Annotated in this window: 2 protein-coding genes; both read left to right on the top strand. The window is 38.4% G+C overall.

What is annotated here, in order from left to right; all coding sequences use genetic code 11:
- Nucleotides 1-1,037 precede the first annotated feature (1,037 nt).
- Nucleotides 1,038-2,381 (top strand): calcium-binding protein, encoded by a 1,344-nt coding sequence (locus H6G97_RS46530; protein ID WP_190947165.1) that lies wholly within the window; start codon nucleotides 1,038-1,040, stop codon nucleotides 2,379-2,381.
- 85 nt (nucleotides 2,382-2,466) lie between these two features.
- Nucleotides 2,467-3,915, top strand: a complete 1,449-nt coding sequence (locus tag H6G97_RS46535; RefSeq protein ID WP_190947166.1) for a PQQ-dependent sugar dehydrogenase — start codon at nucleotides 2,467-2,469, stop codon at nucleotides 3,913-3,915.
- The last annotated feature ends 351 nt before the right edge of the window (nucleotides 3,916-4,266 follow it).

Genomic DNA, 4,266 nt, shown 5'->3' on the forward strand with positions numbered 1-4,266 from the left:
ACGATCACCTGCATATCGACACTACGTTTTCGACCACCGCTTTTTGACTTAGGAATTAGTCCTGATAGTATTTCCCACTGTTCTAAAGTCAGATTACTTGGGTACGATGGATTCATAGCTCTCATAACGCTGTCATACTTAAGTATTTTTTCTAATGACAGGATACCGTTATGTGGGCTTTCTTACTTCTCAGACATCCTCTAACGGTTCAACACAGAATTAGTTAACAATAAAAAGTAATTGACATTTAGCACCATGCTTTTTGGGTATCCCCTCCCACAATAAGCTTTAGTAGTTAAAGTAACCATATAAAATTTCTGTAAAGCTTAAGTGTTATTAAGCCCAAAAACGCTATGGACAATATATAAGTTTAACTCATGTATTATAATATGTATTTCTTTAATAGAAAAGTATTTTTATTTAGAAGAATAAATGAATGTTGATATATAACTTAACGACAATACCGTATTAAGCTGAAAAACCTTGTAATTTTTACTAAAAAAAAACAGGATTTAAAAAAAAGGCTTAATTAAAGTTTATAAAGCTTTCTAACAGTATTAAAAATCATAAAGTTTACATTTATAAGATTTGGTAAAGAATTTGATGTAACTTTCGTTCATTGTAATTAAATAATTACACGGGGGTTTAGAATGAAAAAAGATGAACAGGTGAAAATAATTAAAATAAATTAACTTTAAGCAATTACTTACCATTTGCATAATCAACTAACCAAATCAATAATTAATAGTTTCTAATTAACATTGGTATTAATTAGGTTAGCAAAGGTATCTGTATTTAAACTTAAACTTTGAAGCAAGCCACATCAAACTTTTAAAAGTTTTTTTGATTGAGGGCGAACTTAGGCATTAGTTATAAATTTAACGCGATGTGTAACTTATTCTTGGAATCCCTCTCCATTTCTTTCCTGCGCTCCTGGAGCCTTTGATTTTTACTCCCCTTTCGTTGTAGGAAAGTGTTTGGGAATATAGGTTTGAGAGAAAGTCGCACACGGTGTAAATTCAGGAAAAATAAATAATATGGCAGTTATTTTTGGTACTACATCTGCTGACACAAGAAATGGGACTTCGGGAGATGACACAATATATGGTTGGGCTAATGGTGGTAATGCCAATAGTTCTTCCGGTGACGACACCCTCAATGGTGCGGCTGGTAATGATAATCTGTTTGGCGGGACGGGAAACGACAGTTTAATCGGTGAACTTGGCAATGACACACTTGATGGCGGCTTAGGTAATGACACTTTAAATGGGGGAATAGGCAACGACAATTACATCATTGACAGTGCTGCTGATATCATTACAGAAGCTGCGAATTCAGGCATAGATACTGTCCGCCCTTCTTTTAGCTACACACTAGGCGCCAATCTGGAGAACCTGAGGCTGAGGGAAATTCCTGGTATCAACGGGACAGGTAACAATCTTGACAACTTCCTCTTTGGCAATATTTTAAATAACACTCTCAATGGCAGAGCAGGCAATGACACGGTAGACGGTTCTGCTGGCGATGATATCCTTAATGGTGAGGACGGCAATGACACTGTACAAGGTGGGGGTGGCAATGACATACTCAATGGCGGGTCTGGAGACGACATCCTCATCGGTAATTTTCCCGGTAGTCCAATCCCACCTGGATTAGGCGAAACTGATATCTTAACTGGCGGCGTTGGGCGAGATAGATTTATCCTTGGGGACGCGAGAAATGTCTTCTACGACGATAAAAACACTACGAATGCTGGTTTTGGGGACTTAGCTACTATTACTGACTTCAAGCTTAGTGAAGATAGAATAGAACTCAAAGGCTCTCCAAAAGACTACCGCCTACAAACTGTTGGAGCCAACACACAAATATTCTTAGATAAACCTGGAGCAGAGCCAGATGAAATCATAGGTATTGTGCAGGGCGTAATCAACCTCAGACTTGATAGTGATAGTCTCCTTTTTTATGAGCGGGAAAATGCTGGACAAGCTACAAACAATAAACTAGCCACTGCTGAAGGGTTGGGTTCTTTATCATCAGGCTCAAACGTTAATCTCTCAGGTGAGTTAGTAACAGTTCAACCGGGGGACAATCCCGATTTCGACTTTTTTACATTTTCTCTTGCAAATCCAAAAACTGTCACCATTAGTACAGTGACAACTGATGATACAGTTATCGGACTTTTTAACAATACTGGGATTTTACTGCAAAGTGACGATGATAGCGCCCCCGACTTTGGGTCATTAATCACCGCTTCACTAGGTTCAGGTACATACTCAATTTCAGTAACTAAATATGCTTTCTTTCCTGAAGATGGCGGAACTTTCTCTGGCTCTAGTGACAGTAACTCTGCTCCCTATACGCTAAAAGTCAGTTTGGCATAAGACATAGTACCCATCATCTCTAAACTTTTTCCTCATCAAGAGGATTTAACAACAAAATCATCTGACTATATTTATGAAGGAAATAATGAATAACACTAAATCATCCAAGCAAGTTGAATGCAGATTTATCAGTAAGTTGCTTCTCAAAAATTGCTTTTTTGCTGTTAAAACTCTGTTGTTAACAATGGTTATATTAAATCATGGCATTACTGGAGTAAATGCTGCACCTGAAAGCCTACGTCCTGATATTAAAATTCGCAATATTACCAATACATCTTCGGTTTCTGCTTCTGTTAGGATTGCAAAAGATCCCCGAAACAATACCCTCTATTACCTCAAACAAAATGGTGATATTTATCAAGTCAATTTAAGCTTATCTACTAGTACACTAGTGTACAACTCTAGTAATCATAATGTAGGTGAAACTCAAGGAATGGCCATTGGCCCTAACGGTACAATTTATTTAGTTGGCAATGCAGACCTTGTGAATAACCAGACCAAAGCAGTTATTGTTAAAGGCGTAGTTAATTCGAGTACAGGACAGCGTGTCTGGTCTGTCTTAGCTAAGAGTGCAGGCTATCCCAAAAGCAAAACAGCCTATGACCATCGCTTCAACGGCGTGGTTGTTAGCCCGGATGGTAACTTTATCTATGTGAATAGCGGCGCTCGTACTGATCATGGTGAGGTTCAGTCTGTTAATGGTCAATATCCTAATATTCGTGACGTAGGATTAACCACTTGTATATTCCGTCTTCCTACTAATGGCAAAAATCTCTTTCTTGTAAACAATCGAGAAAGCTTGAAGGCATCTGGCTATATTTATGCAGAAGGAATCCGCAATACTTACGATATGGCTTTTGCAGCTAATGGGGATTTATTTGGTGCAGAGAATGGCCCCGATCGCGATATGCCAGAAGAATTAAATTGGCTACGTTTAGGTGGTCATTACGGCTTTCCCTGGCGTATTGGTGGCACAGATAATCCACAACAATTTCCCAATTATAATCCTGCCACTGACAGATTGTTAGATTCTCGATTTAATGCTGTTCAAAGGGGTTACTTTCGTAACGATCCAACCTTTCCAATTCGGCCTGCTATCAACTTTATAGAACCAATTCTTAATCTTGGCCCAGACGCAGACAGTTACCGCGATCCTGTAGATGGCAAAGTCAAAGATGCTAGTGTTCTTGGGCAAAGTTTTAGCACTTTTACAACACACCGCTCTCCTTTAGGCTTAGTTTTTGATACACAAGGAGTAATGAGTCCAGAATTTAACAAAGATGGATTCATGTTGAGTTGGACACCAGGCGATCCGACCGGCGAAACATTACCAGGCCCTTTTAAAGATCCTAGTCAAGACCTACTGCATTTAAACTTAACTAAAGTGGGAACTACCAACTATAAACTTAACGCCACACGCATTGCCAAAGGTTTTAATAAGCCCATTGATGCTGAGATTATTGGCAATAAAATTTATGTTCTAGAATATGGTGGAAATCAGGAAATTTGGGAAGTTACTATGCCTACTAAATAAAGCAGATTAGAGCTTTTTTGATTATTGATAGGACTTACGCATTGACAAGAAATACCAAATATACATAAAGGTTAAAAACCATATCTTTCGTAAGGGCACAGCATTGCTGTGCCCCTACAGCATGGTCTATTTACGTAGTTTACCGCCGTAGGCATCACAGGATAATTAAGAAAAACCTGAAATAACCTATCTTTAGTTAATTCACATCACAATGCATTTGTATAGTGCGTAAGTCCTAAGAGGATGTCTGAGAAGTAAGAAAGCCCACATAACGGTATCCTGTCATTAGAAAAAATACTTAAGTATGACAGCGTTATGAGAGCTATGGTGCGAATCGTTGGCTAGAAACTA

The organism is Nostoc flagelliforme FACHB-838, from assembly GCF_014698065.1.
Classification (GTDB): Bacteria; Cyanobacteriota; Cyanobacteriia; order Cyanobacteriales; family Nostocaceae; genus Nostoc; species Nostoc flagelliforme_B.